Origin of the sequence: Sorangium sp. So ce131, assembly GCF_051519095.1 — a bacterium.
In the GTDB taxonomy this organism is placed as follows: Bacteria; Myxococcota_A; Polyangia; order Polyangiales; family Polyangiaceae; genus Sorangium.
Genome location: NZ_CP150455.1, coordinates 3,809,066 through 3,827,033, shown reverse-complemented (window position 1 = coordinate 3,827,033; position 17,968 = coordinate 3,809,066). Strand labels below are relative to the sequence as shown.

Sequence of the window (17,968 nt, the reverse complement as noted above, 5' to 3'; positions counted from 1 at the left end):
GGGGCGCGAAAATCGGAGCGGATTGCGGCGAACGCGCCCTTGTGTCGCACAAATGGGGCTGACGTTCGTCTACTAGCCTGTGAGACTCTCCGAGCAACTCCAGCGCCCTCAACGGAGATCGATGCGTCCGCAGGCAGGCCAGGTCATCAACAACAAGTACCGACTGGTGCGCGTCATCGGCGATGGCGGCATGGGGAGCGTCTACGAAGCCCGCCACGAGATGCTGGGGACGACGGTCGCCCTCAAGTTTCTCCACCCCGAGCTGTCCCGCCGCTCCGGCCTCGTCCAGCGCTTCCTCCAGGAGGCGCGCGTCTCCGCGCAGATCCAGAGCGCGCACGTGGTCCGGGTGGTCGACGTCGACCAGACGGCCTCCGGCCTGGCGTTCATCGTCATGGAGTACCTGGAGGGGAAGACGCTCCAGACGCTCTACGAGGAGCTCTACCGGGCGGGCGTCCGGCTCGCGTACGCCGACGCGCTCGAGTACGCGATGCAGATGCTCGAGGGCGTCGAGGCCGCCCACCGGGCCGGCGTCGTGCACCGCGACCTCAAGCCGGACAACGTGATCATCACGAAGACGGCGAAGGGGGATCCGCTGATCAAGCTCCTCGACTTCGGCATCGCCAAGCTGAAGGTCACGGGGGAGCTCGATCGCGGGCTCACGCGCCCGGGCGTGATCATGGGCACCCCCGAGTACATGGCGCCCGAGCAGGCCTACTCGGCGGACACCGTGGACGCGCGCGCCGACATCTTCTCGCTCGGCGTGATGATCTTCGAGATGCTGGCCGGTCGCCGGCCGGTCGGCGGCGACGAGCCCCAGCAGATCGCCGGCGCCTACCTGTCGGGGCAGATCTCGCGGCTCTCGGACCTGGCGCCGGAGATCCCGCCGGCCCTCTGCGCCGCCGTCCACCGCGCCATGGCCGCCTCGCCGGCCGACCGGTATGCGACCACCGCCGAGTTCCGCAGCGACCTCGAGCCGTTCGCCCGGGCGGCCCGCGCCCCGTCGGCCCTCACGCCGCCGCCGCCCGAGGTCAGCGTCGCGCGGTCGTCCGCGGCCGTCCCGCCGGGCGCCTTCGCGTCGCCGGGGGCAGCCGCGTTCGCCGCGGCGACGCCCGAGACGAACACGATCCGCGACGGGCGTCCGAGCGGCGTCCCCAAGACGATCCCGCCGGAAGACGGCGGGCCTCACGCGGCGAGCGGCCCCCCGGGTACCCCCGGGTTCTCGACGCCCATGGGCGGCTTCTCTTCGGACGCTCGAGGTCCGGCCGCGTCGACGCCGGGGATCACCCCCAAGCCGGAGCCGTCGTCGGGCCCGTATTTCGGCGCGGGGAGCCCTCCTCCCTACGGGCAGCCGGCGACGGTGAGCGCCGCGCCGTACATGCCCCCGCAAGGAATGCACGGGGTGCCTGCCACGAGCCACGAGCCGGCGTTGTTCGACGCGTCGCCGCGCCCGGGCGGAACGGCGGTCGGCAATGCCCCGTTCATGGGCCGGAGCTCGGCGGCTCCGGGCATGTTCAACGGCGGCCCAGCGCCCGCCTACGGCGGCAGTCCGTACGCGGGCGGCGTGCAGGGTTACGTCCCTGGAACGGCGCCGATGGATCCGCTGCCCGGACCGCAGCACGGCGCCTCGATGCCCGGGGCGAAGCGGCCCGTGAAACAAGGGACCTCGCTGTTCACGATCCTGCTGCTCGCCACGGGGATCACGGGCGCGGTCGTGGGCGGCGTGTACATCGCCCACGAGCTCGGCCGCTCGGAGCGCGCGGACGTGTCGCCGACGGAGCCGACCTCCCAGCCGGCCGTCGCGCTCCCGGCCGAGCCCACGCCGTCCACCCCGGCCAACACCTCCCCCGCGACCGCGGCGCCGCCCCCCGAGCCCGTGCCGCCGCCGGTCGTCGCCAAACCTCAGCCCCGGCCGACCTCCACCACGAAGCCGCCGGCGCCCAGCGCGACCGGCACGCAGCCTTCGCCGACCCCGACGACGCGCCCGAGCGGGACGACGATCATCCCGCAGCTGCCTCCGCTCGTCATTCCCTCGACGTTCCCCTTCCCGTTCCCTGCGCCCACCAGCGCACAGCCCGCCCCCGGTCCCGGTACCGGTCCGGGTCCGGAGCCGACCACGAGCCCGTCGCCGACGAGCCCGCCTTCCACGCCGTCCAGCAAGCCTCCTCGGCGGGTGATCATCGTACCGAACAACTGACGCGGCCGTCGGGCGCGGTAGGATGCGATCTCGATGAGCAACCAGAACAGCGGTCCGCCCCCCGGATGGCCTGCGCCCCCGAGCGGCATGTACGGTCCTGGCAAGACGGTGCCGGGGGAACCTCCGGCGGGGCTCAACTCGCCCCACGGCGCGTTCCCCGTGCCTCCCGGCGCCGCGCCGCAGAACCCCGGCCCCGCAGGCGTCATGCCGACCATCGTCGAAGGCGGGAACAGCGCTCCCCCGCAAGGCTCGCCGGGTCCCTACGGCGCTCCCGCGGGCGCCTACGGCGCACCTCCGGGTGGTCCGGGCCCCTATGGGCCTGCGCCCGGGAGCTACGGGGGGCCTCCCGCTGGCGCTGGGGCCTACGGGCAGCCGGCGCCGCTGCCCGGCAGCCCGTACGGCGGTCCGCCGTTCGGTGCCCCGGGCGGGCCCGGCGCAGCCGGCATGCCCGGGTCCTACGCGGGCGGCGCGCCCCAGGCGCCGGGCCTCGGTGCGCTGCCGCCGCCGCCGATGGGCGCGCGATCGCGCGGCAAGAGCTCCGGCCCGACGCTCGCGTTGATCGGGGTGGGCGCCTTCGTGGTGATCGGAGGCCTCACGACCGCCATCTTCATGGCGCGCAGCGGGAGTTCCTCCGACGATGTCGCCTCGGTGCCGGTGGTGGATACACCTCCCGCGCCGGCGTCGGTCGCCGGCGATCCGCCGCCGCCACCGCCCGCCACCACGACGCCTGAGCCGCCTCCGGTCGATCCGGCCCCGGTGGCGGTCCAGCCGCCGCCGCGACCACAGCCCAAGCCGACGACGCCCGCCACGAGCCCGACCGCCGCGCAGACCTCGACGACGCGGCCGGTCCTGACGACCACGCCGTCGTCGACCCAGACGGCGCCCGCCGCGTCGTCGGCGGCGCCCGCTCCCAGCACGTCGTCGACAGGACGAAAGAGGATCATCCTCCCAGGTCGGCACTGAGCGGAACGGAGCCCGCGCTGCGCCGCGGCCCGCTGCGCCGTCCAGCGCGGCGCGGCGCGCATGATCCGAGCGCCCGCTCGAGCCCGCTTGACATGGCGGCCGAGGTGATCAGGTTCCGATGCCATGAGCAAATCCGGGATCGCTGCTGTCCTTTCTTTTCTCATTCCGGGCGTCGGCCAGATCTATAACGGCGCGTTTCTGCGCGCCGCCTTCTGGTTGATCATCACGCCCGGCCTGTGGGTCGGAACCGGCGGCTGGCTCGGCTGGCTCTGCCACGTGATCGCCGCCTACACGGCGTACCACTACGCGAAGCGCGCCGGCTCCTGAACCTCGCCCCCGAGGCGGCGCGCGCGCTCACGTCGCCTTCGCGAAGATCCGCTTCAGCACCGCGCCGGTCGCCGTCGGCTGGCGCGCCACCTCCCGCGGGGTGCCCTCCGCCACGATACGACCTCCGCCCGCGCCGCCCTCCGGGCCCAGCTCCACCACGTGATCCGCGCACGCGATGACCGCCGGGTGATGCTCGATGATCACCAGCGTGTCGCCGCGCTCCACCAGGCGATCGAGCACGCGGACGAGGCGCGTCACGTCCGCGAGATGGAGGCCGGTGGTCGGCTCGTCGAGCACGTACAGCGTCGGCTTGGGCCGCGCGCCGGCCGTCAGCTCCGCCGCGAGCTTGAGCCGCTGCGCCTCGCCGCCCGACAGCGTGTGGGAACCCTGGCCGATCTGGAGGTAGCCCACGCCGAGATCACACATCGTCGCGAGCGGCGCGCGGATCCGAGGGTGCGCCGCGAAGACCTCCACCGCCTCCTCGGCGGTGAGGTGCAGGACGTCGCCGACGGACAGGCCCAGGTAACGCACGTCGAGCGTCGCCGGCTCGAAGCGCGCGCCGCCGCACGCCTCGCACGGCGTGGTCACGTCGGGCAAGAACGACATCTCGTGCGCGATGACGCCCTGGCCCTCGCACGCGGGGCACCGGCCGCCCGCGTTCGTGTTGAAGGAGAACCGCGCCGGGCCGTAGCCGCGCACCTGGGCGTCGGGGGAGGCGGCGTAGAGCTTCCGGATCTCGTCCCAGACGCCCAGGAACGTCGCCGGGATCGAGCGCGGCGTCCTCCCGATGGGCGACTGATCGACGGCCACCGCCCGCAGGATGCTCTTCGGCAGGCGCAGCGCCTTGTGCGGACCGGGCTCGGGCGCCTCGAGCTTCAGCGCGCGGCGCGCGGCCGGGTAGAGCACCTTCTGGATCAGCGTGCTCTTCCCCGAGCCGGACACGCCGGCGATCACCGTCATGCGGCCCGCGGGGATCCGGAGCGTGTCCCCCTGGAGGTTGTGTGCGCGCGCGCCGACGAGCTCGATCTGCTCGCGCACCGGCGGGCGCGCCGGGCGCGCGCTGAGGAGGGCGTCCTCGCCGGCGAGCGCGCGGGCGGTCGGTGAATCGGGGTTCGCGAGCACCTCGCGCGACGGCCCCGCCGCGACGATCCTGCCGCCCTTGCGCCCGCCCGACGGGCCGAGATCGATCAGGTGATCGGCGGCGCGGATCGTGTCGGCGTCGTGCTCCACCATCAGCACCGTGCTCCCCATGCCGGCGAGCCTCCGCAGGTTGCCGAGCAGCCGGTCGGTGTCGCGCGGGTGGAGGCCGATGGTCGGCTCGTCGAGCACGTACAGCGCCCCGGTGAGGCCGCTGCCGAGCTGCGCCGCGAGCCGCAGGCGCTGCATCTCGCCGCCCGAGAGGGTGGTCGCGCGCCGGTCGAGCGTGAGGTAGCCGAGGCCGACCTCGCAGACGAAGTCGAGCCGGCGGCAGAGCTCCCGGTGCGGCGCCTCGGCGATCAGCGCGCGGTCGCCCGAGAAGCGCAGGCTCCTCGCCCACGCGGCGGCCGCCTCGACCGATCGACCCGACGCCTGGTGGTAGCGCTCGCCGGCGAGCCGGACGGCGCGCGGGATCGGCGCGAGGCGCGAGCCCCCGCAGGCCTCGCACGGATCGGGCGTCTCGAGCGCGTCGTCGTCGAAGTCCGAGGCGCCCGTCCCCTCGCACGCCTCGCAGCGGCCCTGCTTCGTGTTGAACGAGAACCAGCGCGGATCGAGCTCCGGGACGCCGGCGCTGCAGCGCGGGCAGGTGCGCGTCGTGGAGAGCAGCTGCTCGCCGCCCCGGCCGCCGGCGAGCTTCACGGCGCCTCGGCCGAACGAGAGGGCGCGATCGAAGAGCGCGCGGTCGAGGCCGTCCAGGCGCCCCTCGTACATCACGAGATCGATCGAGTGCTCGCGGCGCTTGTCGAGGCGAGGAGGGCTGTCGGTCGCGCACGGCTCGCCGTCGGCGATCGCGCGCGTGATGCCGGCGCGGGCGGCGGCGGTGAACACGTCGAGGTACGTCCCCTTCCGCGCCACGACGGCGGGGGCGAGCAGCGTGCGCGCGCCGCGCGTCGCGAGCAGCGAGCGGTAGACCTCGTCCGGCGAGCGCGCCTCGATGGGGACGTCGCACGCCGGGCAGCGGGCCTCGCCGACCTTGGCGTAGAGCAGCCGCAGGTAGTGCGCGATCTCGGTCACGGTCGCGACCGTCGAGTTGGCGCCGGAGCGCGTGGTGCGCTGCTCGAGCGCGATCGAGGGGGGCACGCCGGTCACGCGATCGACGTCCGGCCGCGGCAGCGTGGGGAGGAACTGGCGCGCGTAGGGGGTCAGCGTCTCGAGGAAGCGCCGCTGGCCCTCGGCGAAGACGACGTCGAAGGCCAGCGTGCTCTTCCCGGAGCCGCTCGGGCCGGTGACGACGACGATCTCGCCGTGCGGGATCACGGTCGAGACCTCGGCGAGGTTGTGCTCGCGAGCGCCCTCCACCTCGATCCGCCCCCGATCGAGCGCCGGGCGCGCGGCGCCGCGAGGGCCGCGCTTGCCGGGCTTCGCCGCGGCGGGATCGGCCGCCGCCTCGGCGCGCCGCGGCCGCCGCGCGGCGGCGCCGCCGCGCAGCGCGAACCACTCCGCGAGCGCGGCGCCGGTGCGCGACGCCGTCTTGGCCACCTCCTCGGGCGCGCCCTCCGCGACGACGCGCCCGCCCTCGCTGCCGGCGCCCGGCCCGAGATCGACGACCCAGTCGGCCGCCGCGATGACGTCGAGGTCGTGGTCGACGACCAGCACCGAGGCGCCCTCGTCCACGAGCACGCCGAGCGCGGCGTTGAGGTGCTTCACCTCCTCCGGGTGGAGCCCGGCGCTCGGCTCGTCGAGCAGGAAGAGCGCGCCCGCGCAGGGCTCGCCGAGCGCGCGCGCGATCTTGAGCCGCTGCGCCTCGCCGCCGGAGAGCGTCGAGAGCGGCTGGCCGAGCGCGAGGTAGCCGAGGCCGAGCTGCTTGAGCGGCGCGAGCGCCCGCCGGACCGCGGGCTCCCGCTCGAACGCCTCGAACGCCTCGTCGATCGAGAGATCGAGCACGTCGGCGACCGAGCGGCCGTCGAGCTTCACCTCGAGCACCTCGTCGCGGAACCGCTTGCCCTTGCACGTCGGGCAGGTCAGCGACACGTCGGCGAGGAACTGCATCTCGATCGTCTCGCTCCCCTCGCCCGCGCACGCGTCGCAGCGCCCGAGCGCGACGTTGAACGAGAAGTGGCCGGGGCCGAGATCGCGCGCCGCCGCCTCCGGCTGGTCGGCGAAGAGGGCTCGGATGCGGTTCCACGCGCCCGTGTACGTCGCGGGGTTGCCCCGCGAGGTGCGCCCGAGCGGCGCCTGGTCGACGAGGGTGACGGCGCGGATGTCGGCCGTGCCCTCGATGCGCTTGTACAGGCCGGGCGCCTCGACGTCCTTGTAGCCGCGCGCCCTCGCGATGTGCCGGTAGAGCACGTCGCTCACGAGCGTGCTCTTGCCGGAGCCGCTCGGGCCGGTGATCGCCACGACGACGCCGAGCGGGATGGAGGCGGTGACGTCGCGGAGGTTGTTCTCGCGCGCGCCGTGGATCGTGATCATCCCGCTCGGCGTCCGGCGCGCGGCGCGCGGCGCGGGCAGCGGGCCGCGCGCCGGGAGCCCCCCGGGCGGGCCGTCGTAGGTGACGCGCCCGCCCTGCTTGCCCGCGGCGGGGCCCAGCTCGACGGCGCGGTCGGCGGCGCGGATGACGAGGGGCTCGTGCTCGATGACGAGCACGGCGTTGCCGCGGTCGGCGAGCTCGCGCATCGCCTCGACGAGCGGCGGGATGTCCGTCGGATGGAGGCCGACGGTCGGCTCGTCGAGCACGAAGAGCGCGCCCGTGAGCGACGTGCCGAGCGCCGCGGTGAGGGCGACGCGCTGCGCCTCGCCGCCCGAGAGCGTGCGCGCCTGGCGATCGAGCGAGAGGTAGCCGAGCCCGACGCGCTCGAGGTAGCCGAGCCGCGCGATGAGCTCGCGGCGCGCCATCTCCCCCTGGCCCGTCTGCGGGCGCTCGGCCTCGAGGCGCGCGCGGGCCTCGCGGAGCTCGAGGTCGTGCCACGCGGCGAGGTCGAGGCCGCCGACGCGGTAGAGGAGCGACTCGGGGGAGAGCCGCTTGCCGTGGCACGCGCCGCACACGTCGTAAGTGCGGTACCGCGCGAGCAGCACGCGGACGTGCATCTTGTAGGTGCGCGTCTCGAGCCAGCGGAACCAGGCCTTCACGCCGGGGTATTTCCCCTGGTTCCACGTGCCCTCGCCCTCGAGCACGAGCTCGCGCTGCGCCTCGGAGAGGTCCCGCCACGGCCGATCGACGCGGATCCCGTTCCGATCGCAGAACGCGCGGAGCAGCTTCCGCTCCCACGTGGTCGAGCGGCCGTTCCAGGGGCGGATCGCGCCGCCCGCGATCGACTTCGACGGATCCGGGATCACCTTGCTGTAGTCGATGCCGAGGGTGCGGCCGAAGCCGCGGCACGACGCGCACGCGCCGGTCGGGGACTGGTACGAGAACAGCCCCGGGCGCGGCGGATCGAAGGCGCGCGCGCACGAGGGGCACGCGAGCCCACGGACGAGCCGGAGCCGCGTCGACCCCGCGCCGTTGCCGTCGTCCGCTTCGGCCTTGCGGTGCAGGTGGAGCGACGCGTCGCCCCCGCCGCCCTTCCAGGCCTCCTCGATCGCGGCGCCGAGGCGCCGGCGCTCCCGGGGGGCGACGCGGACGCGATCGACGATGACCTCGACCCGGTCCGTGCCGCTCAGCGCCTCGGACGGCGCCACGCTGTCGATGTCGCGCGCCTCCCCGCGGATCAGCAGGCGTCGGTAGCCGGCGGCGAGCAGCGACTCGCGCACGTCGAGGAAGCGCTCGGTGCCCGCGACCGGGATCGGGTACGTGACGAGCGCGGTCGCGCCCTCGTGCGCGCTCGCCGCGAGCTCGGCGGCGCGCGCGGGCTCGGTCCGCGCGGCCGGCAGCTCGCAGGACGGGCAGACGGGCACCGCTTCGCGCGCGAAGAGGGCGCAGAAGTACGGCTCCAGATCGGCCATGGTGGCGACGGTCGAGCGCGAGCTCTTGACGGGCGCGCGGCGGTCGACGGCGACGCCGGCGGCCACGGGCTCGAGCGCGTCGATCGGCGGCCGCTCGAGCCGCTCGAGGAACTGCCGGGCGTAGGGGCTGAAGCTCTCGACGAACCGGCGCTGCCCCTCGGAGTAGAGCGTGTCGAGCGCGAGCGACGACTTGCCGGCGCCGGACACGCCGACGATGGCCACGAGCTCGCCAGGCTGAAAATCGAGATCGATGCCCTGAAGGTTGTGCGTGCGGGCGCCGCGGAGACGGATGGGTTGCATAGGAGGCGCGGGAGGGCGTGACGCGCGGGGAGGGTGTCCTGCGTGGACAGGCCCGCGCGAAACCGCAGGGGTGTAGCCTCCATTCAGCCAATCGTCGCGGACGATCGTACTGCGCGGCGTGTCGACTCACGCACGCCGACACATTGCGTTCTGCACCTTGAAATTGCCGCAGGTCGTCCCGCGCGGCGCCGGCGCGCCCCGCGTGGGAGGGCTCATGCGCCTGATGCCCGGCTGGGTTCGCCTCGTGGATCAGCCGGACGCAGCGGTGACCTGACCGCCGCTGCGGCGAAAAGGCTGTCGCAGCGGCTAACCTGATCGCGGATGCAGAGGGTCGTCGAGGCGGCTACCCGCCGTTGAGGACCAGGACCGAGAGGTACCCGTAATCGTTGTTGGTCCAGTTCGGGTCGAAGGCCTGGCCGCACATTCCGATGTTGTAGCTGCCCGGGGAGAGACCATTGATGACGGCGCTGACCCCGAACGGCACGCGGGTGTGCGCAGGGACCTCGGCGCCCAGCATGCCGTTCCCGACCCGCTGCACGGCGCCACGGGGCGTGCTGCGCTGGTAGCAGATGTAAAGGTCCAGTCCGGTCGCCGGGTCTGCGCCCGCGCCCAGGTAGCGGTGCGCGGTGGCGTAGATCCGCTGGCTGGCCGCCGTGATGTCGACGGCGACGGTGGGTCCGAAGAAATCGATGGCGAGCCCCTCCGGTAGAGCGCGCTCGTACGGGCCGATGCCGTGGGCCATCACCGCCAGCACGACGCCCTGCGGCCCGGTCGGGCCGGTTGGGCCCACGGGCCCGCGCAGTCCTTGGATCCCTTGGATCCCTTGAGGCCCTTGCGGTCCGATGGGACCAACCGCACCGTCGCGCCCCGGGGGGCCCTCGGGACCCGTCGGCCCTTGCGGTCCGATGAGCCCGATCGGGCCCTGGGGTCCCATCGGCCCTATCGGACCGACGGGCCCAGCCTCTCCCGCGGGACCCACGGGGCCCGTCGGACCAGCGGGACCCATCTCTCCCGCGGGCCCCGTCGGACCGGCGGGACCTATCTCGCCCGCGGGTCCCCTCGGCCCCATCTCTCCCGCGGGCCCGATCGGCCCGGCTTCTCCCGCCGGCCCCCTCGGGCCGACCTCGCCTGCCGGACCGGTCGCGCCCGTGGCGCCGGTCGCGCCCGCCGGCCCCGGCATGCCGCGAAGCCCAGCAGGGCCGCGAGGCCCAGCAGGGCCAGGCGGACCGGCCGGGCCGATCGGTCCAGCATCGCCAGGCGGACCGGCCGGGCCGATCGGTCCAGCATCGCCAGGCGGACCGGCCGGGCCGATTGGTCCAGCTTCGCCAGGCGGACCGGCCGGGCCGATTGGTCCAGCATCGCCAGGTGGACCTGCCGGACCGGCTGATCCAGCAGGGCCAGGCGGACCGACTGGTCCAGCAGGTCCCGTCGGGCCCGCCACCCCCTGAGGCCCCTGGAGCCCGGCCGGCGAGCCGACCCACTCGCCGTTCTCGTTGATCACCTGGACGCCGTTCACCTCGATGCCGGTCTGGTTGATCAGCACGGTGCTGCCGTTCACCGTGTTCACGACGATCGAGCGGGGCGAGATGTCGCCGTTCACGTTGCCGGCGAGGAGCGCGTACGGCACGCTCGCGACCGTCGCGCGCGGCTTCAGCTCGTCATCGTCGCCGACGGTGATGCCGAGGTAGCGGTCGGCGCCGTCGAAGATCGAGTCCTCGAACGGGATGATCGAGCCGAGGCGCACCGAGAAGAAGCCGTCCTCGAACGTGATCGCGTGGACCTCGCTCCAGATCGGCGTCGACGCCTCGAGATCGTCGTAGAGGGCGAAGACGACCTCGATCGTGTCGTTGATCGGCGCGTCGTTCGCGTTGTAGAGCCGGCCTTGATGGGTGATCGTCGCCGGCACCGCCGCAGCTGCGCGCCCTGCGCCGGCAACCACGCCCGCCGCCAGCGCGGAAGCCGCCACGCATCGCGCGATCGTCGATGTCCTCATCGCCGCGTCCTCGTCATCGCTCGCTCCCGCTGGCTCCGATGAGCCCGCCCTGCATCCGGTACCTGCGCGAGGTCGTCTTCTCTTGGCTCTGCGTCGGCTGGCCGAGCGTGAACACCATCCGGTAGCGCGCGCTCCTGGCGACCTCGCCGGCGCTCACCATCTCGCCCGCCCCAGCGCGCGCGTGTCCCTGCTCGCCCGCCCCGTCGCCGCCCGCCCCGTCGCCGCCCTCACCGCTGCCGCCCGCCCCGCCGCCGCCCGCCCCGCCGCCGCCCCCGGCCCCGCCCTCGCCCTCGGGCGGGCTCACGAGGCTCGAATCGACGCCGCAGCTGCAGCTGCACGCGGGCGCCATCGTGGAGACCACCACCATCGCTACCAGCCCGGCGGAAAGTTGCAGCGCGCGATTCACTGAATCCTTTCGCCGACAGCAGCCGTCGAGCGCAGGATCCATTGGACGAGCGACGGCGATCGGCGTCAAGCGACGACCCGTCCGTCCCGCGAACCAGGCCGTGTTGGCCGCGAGGGCGCGGCCCGCCCCGCCGCCCCGGCGCGGCGCAGGGCGGTGGACAGGCGGCGGCGCGCGCGCTATTCGGCCGCGTGAGCCGCGCTGGCAAAGAGAAGGAACGCGAGGGGGAGAAGCTCATCGTGCGCAACAAGCGTGCGACCTTCGACTACACCCTCGACGATCGGTTCGAGGCGGGGTTGGTGCTCCTCGGCAGCGAGGTGAAGATGCTCCGCGAGGGCGCCGCCGAGCTGACCGACAGCTGGTGCGCCATCGAGCACGGGGAGGTGTTCCTGAAGGGGGTCAACATCCCCGTGCTGACGGGGGCGGCCTTCGGGCACGAGCCGAAGCGCCCGCGCAAGCTGCTGCTGCACGAGAGCGAGATCGAGGCGATCCGCAAGGGCGTCGAGCGCGAAGGCATGACCGTGATCGCGACCCGCCTCTACTTCAAGAACGGCCGCGTGAAGGCCGAGATCGCGCTCGCGAAGGGGAAGAAGACCGTCGACAAACGCGAGAGCCTCAAGGAGAAGGACGCCGCGCGTGAGGCGCGCGCGGCGATCGAGCGGGCGCGCGGCGGCGGCGACCGCGGGCGCGGCGCCGCGCCCCGCGCGGAAGCGCGGCGCGAAGGGCGCGGCGAGGGCCGCGAGCGCACGCGGAGGCCGGAGTGACGGCGCACCTCACCTGGACCAAGGGCGGCGAAGCTGAGCTCGTCGAGCTCGACGGCGACCGCGTGCGGCTCCGCTCGACCGCATCCTCGGCGCCCGGCGCCCGCGTCGAGGGCGCGCTGCGGTCGACCGGGACGGCGATCCGGCTCAAGGTCGCCCGGTGCCGCCTGTGCAGCCCGAGCGCGCCGAGCGGGGCCGCGCCGACCGAGCGCATCTACGAGGTCGAAGGCCGGCTCATCGACGCGACGCGTGAGGTCCGCGCCGAGCTGGCGCGGCTCGTCGCCGGAGAGCCGCCACACTGAGCCGCACCACCGGCGACGGATAGCCGCACCACAGGCGACGGATAGCCGCACCACAGGCGGCGGATCCGCCGGGACCAGCGCAGGTTGCGGTGCCGGACGGCGACCCTTACGCTGGCTTCCATGAAAATTCCGTCGCGCCCTCGTGTAATTCTGCGGCGATGCTCGACGTACGATGTGGCGAAGATCCGCGACATCGTGCGCGGCGGTCTCGAGGAGCTCTCGCTCCGCCCGCACGGCCGGACGCTCATCAAGCCGAACGTCGTCGCCTCCGGCCCGCACTTCCCGCACGCGTACACGCGGCCCGAGTTCATCGAGGGGGTCATCGGCGCGCTGAGGGATCGCGACGACGGGCGCGTGACCGAGCTCGCCGTCGGGGAGCGCTGCGGCATCACGCTGCCGACGCGCATGACGTACGAGAGCGCCGGCTACTACCCGATGTTCCGGCGGACCGGCGTCAAGCACTACCACTTCGAGGAGGAGCAGCAGGTCGAGATCCGCCTCACGCACGAGCGCCGGCTGCGCGACTACGTGTTCACGCCGGAGCCGGTCGCGAAGGCCGACTTCTTCGTCAACTGCCCGAAGTTCAAGTCGCACCCGTGGACGACCGTCACCTTCTCGATGAAGAACTACATCGGGATCCAGGACGATCGGCACCGGCTCATCGACCACGACCACCGGCTGAACGAGAAGGTCGCCGACCTCCAGTACATCGTGCAGCCGCAGTTCATCGCGATCGACGCGATCACCGCCGGCGAGGGGCGGATGCTCACGCCGTCGCCCTTCGATCTCGGCCTCGTGATCATGGGGAACAACCAGGTCGCGTTCGACGCGGTCTGCTGCCACATCATCGGCGTCGATCCGAGGAGCGTCGACCACATCCGCATGGCCGCGGAGCGCGGCTTCGGGCCGCTCGACCTCGGCGAGATCGAGATCACGGGCGACGTGACGCTCGAGGAGGCGAAGGCGCGCGCCAAGGGGTTCAAGGTCGGCCTCGTCCGCGTCGAGAAGTACTTCGAGGGCACGAACATCACCGCCTACGCGGGCGCGCCGCCCGAGCCCGAGCACACCGACTACTGCTGGGGCGGCTGTCCCGGGGCCATCGAGGAGGCGATCGAGATCCTGCGCGAGTACGACAAGGAGTGCGACGCGAAGATGCCGCGGATGCACGTCGTGTTCGGCGCCTACGAGGGGCCCATCGACGCGAAGCCCGGCGAGAAGGTCGTCTTCATCGGCGACTGCGCGACGTACAAAGGCAAGATCGGCGATCAGCTGATCCACGTCGAGAGCCTCTACCGCAACCGCGCCGAGCGCGATCCGTACACCGCGAAGCACGACGACGTGCTGGCGAAGATGGTGAAGGTCACGACCAAGCTCGCGATGGCCCGCAACGAGCCCACCATCCGGCTCGAGGGCTGCCCCGTGAGCGTGGCGGAGCAGGTGCTCACGCTGGTCACGCTCGGCAAGACGAAGAACCCGTACTTCGCGGCCGACCAGGTGCTCGAGTTCAACAAGGCGTACGTCGCCTGGCGCGGGGCCTCGCTCGCGAAGCGCCTCGCCGGCAAGCCGTACCAGGTCCACGGCGCGTGCTCGCGCGGCCAGGCGGCGCCCGAGCTGCCCGAGGGGCCGCCTAGCCCGCCGGCCGCAGAGTGAGATCGAAGAGGACCTCGATCCCGTCGCGCACCTTGAACGCCCCGAGCGGCCCCTTGACCTCGCGCACGCCGAGCGCCGCCAGCGACACCTGACAGCTCCCCTCCACCCCGACGGCCCCGTCGCCGCGCTCGCGCGAGGTCAGGGGCAACGAGAGCGCGGCGCTCCCCGAGGCGACCTGGACGCGCACGTCGGCGCGGTCACGCGTCGCCCCCGACGCGCGGACCTCCACGACGTCGGTGCCCCGGAGCACCTCGCCCTGCAAGCGCTGCTCGATGTCGCGGCGGTCCGCGGCCGAGAGCACGTCCGGGTCGAGGCGATCGCCGCGCACGACGCCCGCGACGCGGAGCTTGCGCACGTCGATCGCGATCTCGGCGGTCCATGACGGGCCGTCGAGGCGCGCCCGGCCGCGCAGATCGGAGGCGGTGATCTCGAGGTCGTGCGCCAGGCGCGCGAGCATCCCGACGGCGCGGGTGCGGACGATCAGCCTGGACGCGCCGGGGTCGAGGAGCAGCTCGTTCACGGGGGGAGATCCTTGTCGCCGCGCAGGGATGCAGGGAGCGGAGGAGCGGACACGGAGCGCGCGCTCAGCGGCGCTTGGAGCGGCGCGGCCCGTCGGGCACGAGCACGTACCGGCTCGACTGAGGTTCTGGCTGACGGAGGAGCTCGGCGCGGAGCAGCGCCTCCGCGAGCCGCGCCTCGATGACCTCGTCCGTGACGCCGGGCTCGAGGGTCACCACCGCGGCCTGGATATCGCGCGCCAGCGCGTCGAACTCCGCGCTGTCGAACGCGTAGATGTCGTCGGGGAACAGGATCGCGAGCGGCTTGCGCTCGACCGCCGTGTTCGTCAGCGCCGCGAGGTCGCTCTCGACGATGAGCATGACGCGGGCCCGCAGGCACATCCCCCTGCACCTCGCCGCCAGCGACTCCGCCGAGCTGACGAGCAGGACCGATCGAGGCGTGTTGACCGCCTTGGTGGCCTGGTCGTCGGAGTCGGTCATCCGCCTCAGATTACGTGAACGGGCGGATGAAGACATCCCCCCTCGTGCGCCGGCCGCAGCCCCGCGAGGCGGGACCGAGCGGCCGCGCGAGGCGAGCTGAGGCGCAGGCGCGCTCACCTTGGCCGCCGCGCTACTCGCGGCACCGCGCCGCAGCGGCGAGCGCCAGGACGAGCGCGCTCAGCGCGAGCAGGCCGGCGCTCGCGGGCTGCCCGAGCCCGAGCGGCGACGGTCCGCCGAGGAGGCTCACCGCGTGGCCGCGGGGAAGCAGCGCGCCGGCCACCCCGAGAGAGCCCCCGAGCAGGAAGTCCGCCGCGAGCGGGACGAGGCGGCCGCGGCCGCGGCGCAGAAACGTGGCGCCGAGCGAGAACCAGCCGGCGTAGGCAGCGCCCGTGAGCGCGCCGATCCAGCCGCTGAGGAGCATGTCTCGGACGAACGGGGACGCGCCAGGGCCGTGGGCGATCAGGACGACCACGATCGCGAGCAGGGCCGCTGCCACGGCCGCGGCGAAGGCCGTTGTGAGGGCGATTCCCAGCGCGACGTGGTGGGACGACGCCCCGAAGCGAGCCGCGGGCCATGCCGCGTCGCGCAGCGCGGCCCGGTCGGCGGCGTCCGAGGCGAGGGCGAAGCTCGTGAGCGGCACGACAAGGCGGAAGGTGGCGAGCAGGGCCCGGTCCACGGCCCCGGCGGAGCCGAACGAGACCTCGATGACCGCCGCCGCGATCGCGAGCGCCAGGCCGAGGCCGAACGCCAGGAGCGGGCGCCGCGCGCGGAGGCGGCTGTAGGCCATCTCCATCCCGAGCCGCACGGCCAGCAGCGCAGGCGCCGGGCGATCGGCCCCGGACGCCGCAGGACGCGGCGGCTGCAGCGCCGCGGCGCTCGATGCGCCCTCACCCGCCATCGTGACGCCCTGTCTCCGCAGCGCGCGGCGCGCCGTTGGCCAGCGATGGCGGAACCTCGGCCTGCCCGTCCGCGCTCACCGCTCCGGGCGCCGCCGTCTGCGCGCCTGCGGGCGCCTGCAGAGGCGGCGTCGGGCCGGGCAGCCCCGGTGGGGTGGACGGGACCGGCGGGGCGGATGGGTCGGATGGGGTAGCAGGCAGCAGCGGCGGGCCAGGGGACACCGGAGCACCAAAGGCGGCCACGGCGACCGGTCCAACCGGCGGCGCAGCGGGCAGCGGCGCAGCGGGCAGCGGCGCGGCGACGGGCAGCGGCGCGACGCCGGCAGAAGACGGCGCGCCGAACGGCCGGCGCGGGCGAGCGGCGGCGAGGTGCAGCGCGGTCGCAGCCCTCACGTCGCGCATCGAGGGCGCAAGCGACGAGATCGCGACGATCGCGACGTCCTCCCGGGCCGCCGCGTCCAGGATCGCGAGCGCAGCCGCCTCCCGGTCCGCAGTCCGGACCCGCACGGTCGAGGAGACGTCCGCCGGGCCCCGCTCCCACGCGCCGGCGCGCACGGCGGGAGAGGCCGCGAGCGCGGCCGTGAGCGCGCGAGCGCCGGGCGCATCGGGCGCCCGCTCGTGGACGAGCACGAAGAGCTCGGCCTCGGGCATCGCCGCGCCCGGGCGCGGCGGGCCGGCGAGGCGATCGCCGTGGCCGGGCTCGGTGCGCGCGATGACGCCGTGATCGAGCACATGGATGTGGTCCGCGAGCGCGCGCGCATCGACGGTCGACGACGTGATCAGCACGACGCAAGCGCCGTCGGCCGCGAGCGCGCGGAGGCGCTCCCGGACCGGCTCCGGGGACGGCACGGCGACCTCCGCGAACGGCTCGACGAGGCAGATCAGGAGCGGCGCCGGCAACCCCAGCGCGAGCGCGAGCTCGACCGCCCTGGCCTCGGCGAAGCTCAGCGACGCCCGCCGGCGGGCGAGGAGCGGCGCAACGCCGAGCGGCTCGAGCAGCGCCGCGGCGCGCGCCGCGGGCTCGTCGCGGACCCGGAGCGCCATCGCCATCGAGGAGGCGACCGACGCGGCGTCGGGCAGCTCCGGGGCGGCGGAGAGCACGCCGATGCGCGCACGCGTCGCCGCGCTCCGGAACGGATCGCGCCCCCCCACGAGGACGCGGCCCGCGAGGGGCGGGGCGCGCCCCGCGAGCAGCTCGGCGATCGCCAGCGTGCCGTCCTCCGGGGCGCCGAGGATGGCGTGCACGCCCGGGCCGAGCGCCGCGGCCGCGCCGAAGAGGCTCCCGCGGGGGCGGCCCGCCTCGCCGGCGTGATCGCGCGCGCGCACGCCCTCGAGCAGCACGACGGGCGCGTCCGGGCTCATCCGGCGAGGCCTCCCGCCGAGCGCTCCGCGAAGGAGAGGAACGCGCCGAGCGCGCCGGGGATCGACCACCTCGAGTCGCCGGCGAGATCGGCGAGGGCCCAGGGGACGAGGGTCAGCGCCAGGAACAGGGAGCGCCCCCGCGCCCCGGCGACGCGGCCGCTCGCCGCCGCGAGGCCGCCGAGCGTCACGCCGGAGACCGCGCCGAAGAGGACGAGCGCGGCCCCGAAGGCGAGGTGCTGCAGGGCGAGCAGCGCCGAGCCGGAGAGGAGCGCCGCGAGCGCCGAGAGGAGGGCCAGCGGGGCCGCGATGACCCGGCCGACCTCCAGCATGGCGGCGAGGCTCCGCGCGCCGTGGAGCGAGGCGCGCGACAGGCCCCGCGCCGCGGCGAGCGCCTCGATGCCCTCGGCGCGGTCGGCCGCGGGCCGGTCGTGCGCCGCGGCGAGGGCGATCGGGCCGGCCGCCACCCACGAGAGCCAGCGCGCCGCGGACCCGAGCAGCCCTCCCAGCGCCGTCGTCCCATCGTCCAGCCGGAGCACGATCGCCATGGCTCCGTACCCCAGCGAGATCGCCGCGGCCATCGCGAAGCCGAGCTTCCCGCCGCCCGCGCCGCGGAGCCGCGCGCAGCCGAGCGCGACGGCGCCGCGCAGCGCCCCGCGTGCCGCGGCGCGATGCCGCCGGCGATCGTCCGGCCGCCCAGCTGGGGCCGTGCGCGGTTCGGGATCGGGCGATCGGTTCATCGG

At 74.5% G+C, this 17,968-nt stretch carries 14 protein-coding genes; 5 read left to right on the top strand and 9 right to left on the bottom strand.

The window, feature by feature from the left end; translation table 11 throughout:
• Nucleotides 1–121: 121 nt before the first annotated feature.
• A complete protein-coding gene (locus WMF43_RS14185; protein WP_437680642.1) occupies nucleotides 122–2,194 on the top strand; it encodes a protein kinase domain-containing protein in 2,073 nt (690 codons plus the stop codon).
• A 455-nt stretch (nucleotides 2,195–2,649) separates the two neighbouring features.
• On the opposite strand, the gene WMF43_RS14180 is transcribed toward WMF43_RS14185, so the two are convergent.
• On the bottom strand, nucleotides 2,650–3,138 hold the full coding sequence (locus WMF43_RS14180) for a hypothetical protein (RefSeq protein ID WP_437680640.1): 489 nt from the start codon (nucleotides 3,136–3,138) through the stop codon (nucleotides 2,650–2,652).
• A gap of 142 nt (nucleotides 3,139–3,280) precedes the next feature.
• Here WMF43_RS14180 and WMF43_RS14175 point away from each other — a divergent pair, with 142 nt between their 5' ends.
• Nucleotides 3,281–3,484, top strand: coding sequence for a hypothetical protein (locus WMF43_RS14175; RefSeq protein ID WP_437680638.1), 204 nt, complete (start codon nucleotides 3,281–3,283; stop codon nucleotides 3,482–3,484).
• 27 nt (nucleotides 3,485–3,511) lie between these two features.
• Here WMF43_RS14175 and uvrA read toward each other — a convergent pair whose 3' ends face one another.
• The 3 genes from uvrA to WMF43_RS14160 all read right to left on the bottom strand — a co-directional run bounded on the left by uvrA (nucleotide 3,512) and on the right by WMF43_RS14160 (nucleotide 11,262).
• On the bottom strand, nucleotides 3,512–8,863 hold the full coding sequence (uvrA, locus tag WMF43_RS14170; protein WP_437680636.1) for an excinuclease ABC subunit UvrA: 5,352 nt from the start codon (nucleotides 8,861–8,863) through the stop codon (nucleotides 3,512–3,514).
• A 343-nt stretch (nucleotides 8,864–9,206) separates the two neighbouring features.
• On the bottom strand, nucleotides 9,207–10,856 hold the full coding sequence (locus WMF43_RS14165) for a collagen-like protein (protein ID WP_437680634.1): 1,650 nt from the start codon (nucleotides 10,854–10,856) through the stop codon (nucleotides 9,207–9,209).
• A gap of 13 nt (nucleotides 10,857–10,869) precedes the next feature.
• Nucleotides 10,870–11,262: a hypothetical protein gene (locus WMF43_RS14160; RefSeq protein WP_437680632.1), complete on the bottom strand. Its 393-nt coding sequence runs from the start codon at nucleotides 11,260–11,262 to the stop codon at nucleotides 10,870–10,872.
• Between the two features lie 188 nt (nucleotides 11,263–11,450).
• On the opposite strand from WMF43_RS14160, the gene smpB reads away from it, so the two are divergent.
• The 3 genes from smpB (at nucleotide 11,451) to WMF43_RS14145 (ending at nucleotide 13,972) form a co-directional block, all read left to right on the top strand.
• A complete protein-coding gene (smpB, locus tag WMF43_RS14155; protein ID WP_437680631.1) occupies nucleotides 11,451–12,023 on the top strand; it encodes an SsrA-binding protein SmpB in 573 nt (190 codons plus the stop codon).
• Nucleotides 12,020–12,322 (top strand): hypothetical protein, encoded by a 303-nt coding sequence (locus WMF43_RS14150; protein ID WP_437680629.1) that lies wholly within the window; start codon nucleotides 12,020–12,022, stop codon nucleotides 12,320–12,322. Before smpB ends, WMF43_RS14150 begins: the two co-directional genes overlap by 4 nt.
• A gap of 174 nt (nucleotides 12,323–12,496) precedes the next feature.
• A complete protein-coding gene (locus tag WMF43_RS14145; RefSeq protein ID WP_437680628.1) occupies nucleotides 12,497–13,972 on the top strand; it encodes a DUF362 domain-containing protein in 1,476 nt (491 codons plus the stop codon).
• Here the strand turns inward: WMF43_RS14145 and WMF43_RS14140 are convergent.
• From WMF43_RS14140 to WMF43_RS14120, 5 genes are all read right to left on the bottom strand, one after another.
• Complete coding sequence (locus WMF43_RS14140) at nucleotides 13,950–14,492, bottom strand: hypothetical protein (RefSeq protein ID WP_437680626.1); 543 nt, start codon at nucleotides 14,490–14,492, stop codon at nucleotides 13,950–13,952. The two genes, WMF43_RS14145 and WMF43_RS14140, sit on opposite strands and share 23 nt — an antisense overlap.
• 64 nt (nucleotides 14,493–14,556) lie before the next feature.
• Complete coding sequence (locus WMF43_RS14135; RefSeq protein WP_437680624.1) at nucleotides 14,557–14,970, bottom strand: hypothetical protein; 414 nt, start codon at nucleotides 14,968–14,970, stop codon at nucleotides 14,557–14,559.
• Nucleotides 14,971–15,100: 130 nt separating this feature from the next.
• Nucleotides 15,101–15,868, bottom strand: a complete 768-nt coding sequence (locus tag WMF43_RS14130; RefSeq protein ID WP_437680622.1) for a hypothetical protein — start codon at nucleotides 15,866–15,868, stop codon at nucleotides 15,101–15,103.
• The gene (locus WMF43_RS14125) at nucleotides 15,858–17,228 is read right to left on the bottom strand and encodes an ATP-binding cassette domain-containing protein (protein ID WP_437680621.1); all 1,371 of its coding nucleotides are present in this window, start codon (nucleotides 17,226–17,228) and stop codon (nucleotides 15,858–15,860) included. Before WMF43_RS14125 ends, WMF43_RS14130 begins: the two co-directional genes overlap by 11 nt.
• Complete coding sequence (locus WMF43_RS14120) at nucleotides 17,225–17,965, bottom strand: hypothetical protein (RefSeq protein WP_437680619.1); 741 nt, start codon at nucleotides 17,963–17,965, stop codon at nucleotides 17,225–17,227. The genes WMF43_RS14125 and WMF43_RS14120 overlap by 4 nt, the downstream gene beginning before the upstream one ends.
• Nucleotides 17,966–17,968: the final 3 nt, after the last annotated feature.